The following is a 3,964-nucleotide window of genomic DNA, read 5'->3' on the forward strand; positions in this document are numbered from 1 at the left end:
TCAATCGGAATCTCAGCCGGCTTGCCGTCACGCAAGACCACGACGGTCATCGTCCCCTCAATCGCCAACTCTTCGCCTTCGTCGAAAACTTGATAGTCGTAGCGGATCGAGGTGCGTCCGAGTTTACCTACCGTGAACCAGAGGCGGAAGGGCGCATCGAGCGCGAGCATGCGATGAAACTGGCATTCGAGATGAACGCGCGGGAAATCAAAATTCTTGCGCCGGACATCCATCGGCCATTCGATGCCGCGCAAGAGTTCGCTCTCGGCCTCTTCGATGATCTCGAAGATGCGCGGGAAGTGCAGCCGCCCGGCGGCGTCCGCGTCGGCCCAACGGAGGCGGCGTCTAAATTCAATGGATGGAGCGGGCATGTGTGTCATTTTTGGGGCGGTGAAAGAGTAAGGAGAGCCCTGCGATGCAGTGACTCTCCTTGAAATGTCGCACGTTCTTGCCGGTCGGTTAGAAGGTGAACCGGAGGCCGAACTGCAACTGCCGGGGGTTGGCCGCCGAAGTGAAGCCAAGCGGTTCGGTCGGCGCTGCTGCGCGGTTGCCGCGTGCGCGGGTGGTGGTCAAAGCTCTCCGCTGATCAACTGAGAGGCTGCCGACGACGTTGTTGATGCCCGCGAGATTCGTCCGGTTGAAGAGGTTGAATGCTTCAAAGGTCAACTCCAGGAACATGGTTTCTTTGAAGGGGAAGCGTCGGGCTAGGCGTGCGTCGAAACTGTGGAATGGCTCGCCGACCCCTGTGTTGCGTCCCACGTCGAAGGGGCGATCCGATTGCAAGCGACCGTCGTTGTTGGCATCGAAGCCGAGCAACAAATTGAACGGGCGGCCTGAGCCGGCGGTGAAGATCGGGGAGAACAGAAAGTCGCGAAGAATTTTATTTCGCGCGGTACTTTGGAAAACGCCGCTAAAGACGGCGCGATGTCGCTGGTCAAAGGAAGAGAGGGCCCGGTCGAGCCGCAGGTTCAAAGGATTCTGCGCCGAGAAGTCGCTGTTGTAATCCGTCACTTCGTCAATTGACTTGGAGAAGGTGTAGTGCGCGTTGAGGCTGAAGCTGTTGGCGAAGCGACGCTGCACGGAGACCGTCCCCGCATGGTAGAACGAGTTGGCGGACGACTCGTAAATGTTGTCTTGAAAACGAAGGGGACTTAGGAAGTCTGACGTAGCCGGGAGAGTTCCCGTGCATGTCGCGGGGATCGCCGCGCCGAGGCGGAAGAAGCAAGGGCTCGTCGTGCCGGTGACGACGAGCGAAGATTTGAACTGGTTGATGTCGCGATTGCGCGTCAGATGAAGGCCGCGCGTGAAGAGATAGCTGAGTTCTAGCGAGACGCCCGACCCCAAATCTCTCTGGACGCCCGCGCTCGCTTGATACGTGGTCGGCGTTTCATAGTTAGGCTCGGCGCGGAAGCGAACTTCGAGCTGCGCGCCCGGCCTCGGCGTGATGCCGAACTGTGTCAGGTCAGCCGCCGTAATCGGGCGATTGCCGATGACTCCCTGCGCGAGCAGGGTTTGATAGATCTGGAACGAAGAGGGCACGCCGAGAGGGGCGGACGTGGCGGTGGCAAGCACGATGTTGATGTTATCGCCGGGGATGCCGCTGAGAGTCTTGGTGACGTTCGCGACCGAATAGATCGTGTAGCCCGCAAAGATGCCCGCGCCGCCGCGAATCACGGTCTTGCCGTCCTTGAACGGGTCCCATGAAAAGCCGAGGCGGGGTTGGAAGTCGTTCTTGTCAAGCGGCATGTTAAACGGCTCGTCGCTGATCGAATACCGCAGCCCGTAGGTGAGCGTTAAGTTTGGGCGCACCTTCCAAGTGTCTTGTCCGTAAAGCGCGTAGCGGTACGTGAACGAATCAACAGAGGGCTTGCCGAAGCCCTGTTGATAGACAATCGGGAGATTGAGGTTGAAGGCTTGCAGGGCATTAATCGGCTGGTCCAACACGTCGGCGCGGTCGTTTGGTCGCGGACAGGCCGGCGTCGGAACTCTGCCGCCGGGCGTCGTCGCGCCCGTGCCGCCCGCGCAATCAACGGCAAAGGAACTGCCGGTCATGGGATTCAGCAGGAACCCGTTGAGGGTCGCGAGAGTGCTCGCCGGGACGACGTTCGAAAGCGGGATGGCCGCGCCGAAGTTGAAGCGCCCGCCGAAGAAAGTGTCGTTGTTAGATGACACGTCGCTGGCCTGAAACGCCCCGCCGAACTTGAGCGTGTGATTGCCGGTGACGTGTGAAAGATTGTCGATGACGTCGTAGTCGCGCTGGATGGTCGCGGACGGCAGGAAGATGTCGCGCCCGAAGAACCCGAAGCCTTCGATGTTGAACTCAGGGCCGACCGCGTCGTTCGGAATGACATCGAAATCGAAATACCTGTACTGGAGTTTCAACTCGTTGACGGTGCTGTCGCTGAACTGGTGGTTCTCCGAAAACAGGATGCCGCCGTTGAAAGTGTCCAGCGTGCGCCCGCGCGAGACGGCGGTGAGCGCGCCCGCAGCTTGATTCTCAAAATTCGACTTGTTGAGGTTGAAGCGGATGTAAGCCGTGTCGCGCTCGCTGAAGTTGTGATCGAAGCGAGTGCTGAAAGTCGTCTGGCTCGACTGGAAGGGGAACTGCCCGCTCGCAGTGTTGAATAAATTGATGGTGCGGGGGAAGTTGGCAGAGGTGGTTGTCAAAGTGGAGCGCAAGCCCGTCGCGAGCGCCGCGAAAGACGTGGTCGCGAGATAGTTAAAGAGACTGGCCTGTGAAGACGTGACCTGAAAAATGTTCGCACTGTTGAGCAGGTTGACGAAGGTCGTCTCGCCCTGACTGAAGCGTTCGAGGGCGACGAAGAAGAAGGTCTTATCCTGCTTGATCGGGCCGCCCAGCGAGCCGCCGTATTGTTGGCGGCTGAACGGCGATTTGCCATCCGGGTTGAAATCGAAAGGATTGCGGGCGTCGAATCGTTGGCTGCGAAACAGACCGAACAAGCTGCCGTTGAATCTGTTCGCGCCGGACTTGGAAACGATATTGACGATGCCGCCCGATGCTCCGCCGAACTCGGCGTTGTAACTGTTGCGCAGCACCTGAAATTCCTGCACGGCCTCCTGATTCACTGTCTGCTCCACGCCGCCGGAAACCGTATTCGTGCTGCCACCGTCAACGGCGATTAAATTGCCGCGACCGTTGTTGCCGCCGAAAGAGAGTCCCGAATTCGGAGTCTGGGCGACGCGGAAGTCCGACGAGTCGGCGATGTTGTCGGCATCGTTCACGCCGGGAGTGAGCAGCGCATAGTCCAGGTAGTTGCGCCGGCTGATCGGCAGATTAGTGATCTGGCGCACATCAACGACGGATGACTGTTGCGTGCGATCCGTCTCTACCACTTCCATTCCCGCCACAATGTCGACTTTTTCTGTGATGCCCCCTACGCCGAGTTGGACGGGGATGTTGGCCTGCTGGCCGACGGTCAGCTCGACACGCTGAGAGCCCGGCGCGAAACCGCCCGTCGCGGCTTCGATCTTCAAGTCATAAGAGCTTGGCAACAAATTCAAAAAGACATAGTTGCCCTCGGCGTCGGTCGTGGTCGTGCGGTTTGTGCCCTTGCCGACATCGGTGATGGTCACGGTCGCGTTGGGAACTGCCGCACCCGCCGAGTCTGTGACTTGCCCACGCAGCTCCGCAGTCGAGCTCGACGCCTGCGAGAAAGCTGGGGAGACTCCAATGACGAAAACGAAGAACGCCGTCAAAAAAACCTGAGTCAGGCTTCTCATTGATATTTATTCTCCTCGGTCGAATTTTGTGGTGACGGACTGGGCAGCCAGAATACCGGACACGAGGGGTACGCTAAACGACAGTTCTTGAAGGTAATTGACCGGAGCCCGAGAGTCGAGCATAATGACTACCGAACGGTCGGTAAAGTATCACTAGGGCTTTTAGACGTCAAGCCTTTGTTCTATCTCGCTCATCGTTCCGCCCGCCGTTTGTTGCCAGCCC

At 58.8% G+C, this 3,964-nt stretch carries 2 protein-coding genes; both read right to left on the reverse strand.

Annotated features, from left to right (window positions below):
* Positions 1 to 380 (reverse strand): hotdog domain-containing protein (locus VES88_08570; GenBank protein HYN81542.1); only part of this gene is annotated, 380 nt, incomplete at its 3' end.
* Positions 381 to 459: 79 nt separating this feature from the next.
* Entirely contained in the window at positions 460 to 3,741 is a 3,282-nt protein-coding gene (locus tag VES88_08575) for a TonB-dependent receptor (protein HYN81543.1), read from the reverse strand.
* Positions 3,742 to 3,964: the final 223 nt, after the last annotated feature.

This window comes from Gemmatimonadaceae bacterium, assembly GCA_035633115.1.
In the GTDB taxonomy this organism is placed as follows: Bacteria; Gemmatimonadota; Gemmatimonadetes; order Gemmatimonadales; family Gemmatimonadaceae; genus UBA4720.

Excerpts from the sequence above, each read along its gene's own strand:
- VES88_08575 (HYN81543.1), bottom strand. The coding sequence starts at position 3,741 with ATGAGAAGCCTGACTCAGGTTTTTTTGACGGCGTTCTTCGTTTTCGTC.